The following is a 2497-nucleotide window of genomic DNA, read 5'->3' as shown; positions in this document are numbered from 1 at the left end:
CTGCCCTCCCGTGCGGTCCCTCCCGTGCGGTCAGGGCCGTTCGCGGGCCAGGCGTTCCTGCTTGTCGAGCGCGGTTTCGGTGGGGATGAAGCTCTGCGCGGTGACGTTGAGCCAGATCAGGATCGGCGCGGCCATGTAGATCGACGAGTAGGTGCCGACGAAGATGCCCATGGTGATCGCCGCGGTGAAGCCGAAGATCACCTTGGGCCCGAGCAGCAGCAGCGCGATCAGCGTGACCAGCATCATCGCCGAGGTCATCACCGTGCGGCTCAGCGTTTCGTTCACCGACAGGTCGAGCAGTTCGGGCATCGGCATGCGGCGGAACTTCTTGAGGTTCTCGCGGATGCGGTCGTAGACGACGATGGTGTCGTTCAGCGAGTAGCCGATGATGGTGAGCACCGCCGCGACGATGTTGAGGTCGAACTCCATCTGGGTGACCGCGAACAGCCCGAAGGTCAGCGACACGTCGTGGACGAGGCTGAGCAGCGCGCCGACCCCGAACTGCCATTCGAAGCGGAACCAGATATAGGCCGAGATGGCGATCGCGGCGAAGCCGAGCGCCTTGAACGCGGTCCAGCCGAGCTCCTTGGAGACCTTGCCCGAGACCGAATCGACGCCATCGACCCGCGCGTCGGCGTGCGCGGCCTTGATCGCGGCGGTGATGGTCTTGGCCATCTTGTCGGCGATTTCGGTGTTCTTGTCCGATCCGGCGGGCAGGCGCATGCGGATCGAGACTTCGTTGGGCTTGCCGAAGCGCTGGATGATCGGCTCGCCATAGCCGAGTTTCTCGACCTCGCCGCGCAGCGCCGCGACCGGGGCTTCGGCGCTCTGCGTGAAGGTGACGCGGATCATCTGGCCGCCGACGAAATCGACCCCGAGGTTGAGCCCCTGGGTGAACACCAGCGCCCACGAAGCCAGCACCAGCAGGCCGGAGACGACGAAGAACGGCACGCGCCACTTGAGGAAGTGGATGTTGGTGTTCTCGGGAACGAGCTTGAGCAGGCGCATGGGGCTGGTTCCTCAGATCGTGATGTCGGTCGGGCGGGCGCGGCGCAGCCAGTTGGCCACCCACATGCGGGTGAGCATGACCGCGGTGAACACCGAGGTGATGATGCCGATCACCAGCACCACCGCGAAGCCCTTGACCGGGCCCGAGCCGAACACGAACATCAGCGCGGCGGCGATGACGTTGGTGATGTTGGCGTCGAAGATCGCGCGGCTGGCTTCCTTGTAGCCCATTTCCACCGCCTGGAAGACCTTGCGGCCGCGCGCGCGCTCTTCGCGGATGCGTTCGTTGATCAGCACGTTGGCATCGACCGCGGCACCGATGGTGAGCACGAAGCCGGCGATGCCGGGCAGCGTCAGCGTGGTGTTGGCGATCGCCATGATGCCGAGGATCATCAGCACGTTGATGACGAGGGCAAGGTCCGCGTAAAGCCCGAAGCGGCCGTAGACGAGCGCGATGATGACGACGACCGCGAGCGTGCCGACGAGCATGGCGATCACGCCCTTGTGGATCGAATCGGCGCCGAGATCGGGGCCGACGGTGCGTTCCTCGACCACCTTGAGATCGACCGGGAGCGCGCCCGAGCGCAGCGCGATGGCAAGCTGGTTGGCGCTTTCCGACGTGAAGCTGCCCGAAATCTGCGCCTGCCCGCCGAGGATCGGCTCGTTGATGTTCGGCGCCGACAGGACCTTGCCGTCGAGGATGATCGCGAACGGCTTGCCGACGTTGGCGGTGGTGAGCTTGGCGAACTTCTCGCCGCCTTCCTGGTTGAAGGTGATCGACACGTCGGGCTGGTTGTTGCGCTGGTCGTTGCCGGCCTGCGCGTTGGTGAGCTGGTCGCCCTTGATCCCGCCGAGCCGCTTGACCGCGAGCGCGCCGGCTGCGGCGCGGCTGGCCCCGGCGGCGAACGGCACGATCTCGTCCCCCGGGGGGGCGATGCCCTGCGCGATGTCCGACGGCGAGGCGGCGGTATCGACGAGCTTGAATTCGAGCTTGGCGGTCTGGCCGAGCAGGTTCTTGAGCGCGGTCGGGTCCTTGAGCCCGGGGACCTGGACGACGATGCGGTCCGCGCCCTGGCGGATGATCGTCGGTTCGCGGGTGCCGAGCGCGTCGATGCGCTTGCGCACGACTTCGGTGGCGGTGTCCATGGCGTTGCTGATCGCCTGGTCGATGCCTTCCTTCGTCGGGGTCAGCACGATGCGGCTGGTATCGACGATGCCGAGGTCCCAGTCGCGCTTGCCGGTGAGGCCGGCGCCGTTGGTCAGCGGCAGCACCAGTTCGCGCGCGGCGTCGACCTGGCTCGGGTCCTCGACCATGAACGACAGCGCGCCGTGGCGGTTGGAAATGTCGCCGATGCGCACTTTGCCGTTGAGCCGGAACTTGGTGCGGACCGATTCCTCCATCGCCTCCAGCCGCTGGCTGCTCACCTGATCGGCGTTGGCCTCGAGCAGCAGGTGGCTGCCGCCGGCGAGGTCGAGCCCGAGGTTGATG

General features: G+C 66.6%; 2 protein-coding genes. Both read right to left on the bottom strand.

Translation table 11 applies throughout. The features are described 5' to 3' along the window. Nucleotides 1-30 precede the first annotated feature (30 nt). Nucleotides 31-1008, bottom strand: coding sequence for a protein translocase subunit SecF (gene secF / locus AC1P6P_RS07680; protein WP_481401847.1), 978 nt, complete (start codon nt 1006-1008; stop codon nt 31-33). A gap of 12 nt (nt 1009-1020) precedes the next feature. Beyond that, on the bottom strand, nt 1021-2497 hold a 1477-nt coding region (secD, locus tag AC1P6P_RS07675; protein WP_481401846.1), incomplete at its 5' end, for a protein translocase subunit SecD.

It is taken from the genome of Rhizomicrobium sp., from assembly GCF_056722145.1.
This window is presented reverse-complemented; position numbering and strand designations above follow the sequence as displayed.